General features: G+C 51.8%; 1 protein-coding gene. It reads right to left on the bottom strand.

What is annotated here, in order from left to right; all coding sequences use genetic code 11:
- Window positions 1-92 precede the first annotated feature (92 nt).
- Window positions 93-525, bottom strand: a 433-nt coding sequence (locus AC0QKW_RS00010; RefSeq protein ID WP_473149029.1) for a site-specific integrase, incomplete at its 5' end; no start/stop codon positions are given.

The raw sequence follows: 525 nt of genomic DNA, 5'->3' as shown, positions 1-525 counted from the left end.
CCCGATATTATGACCGCATCTGGTTCTCTAGAATCCAGTCCTTGCGCTGCCAACTACCGCCTTGGGAGGCCGCATAAAGATGTGTCAGGCAGTCAGCAACCCACCTTCTTCGCGATCCCTGCCTGCCGTACAGCCTGTTTGACGGCTTTTTGAATCCCACTTTCATGCAGGTGGTGCCGTCGCATTTCTCCACTGCGGGGGTCTTTCACAATTCGGCCCGCCGGGAAAACGTATTGCCATATCCAGTCTCGGTTGGCGTTGAGATACTTGCGCTCTAGCGCAAACGGTAGATAGACCGAACCAAAACCACGCCCTAAGTCTTGCTGATGTTGTCGTCGAATACCGACCAAGTGATCCTGAAGTTCGGTGAGAGCGCTCACTGGCAGCATCGTTATCCGATTCTTCTTACCCTTACCGTCTCTAACAATGACCTGAGTTCGACAACGAGTGAAGTGCAGAAAGAAAGGCTGAGGGTTACGCTCAAAGTGTTGAATTCTAAGCACCTCAGCCATGTCTTTGAGTCTA

This window comes from Pseudanabaena sp. PCC 9330 (genome assembly GCF_055795045.1).
Note: the sequence above shows the minus strand (reverse complement) of the source record. Positions and strands in the feature narration are given on the sequence as shown.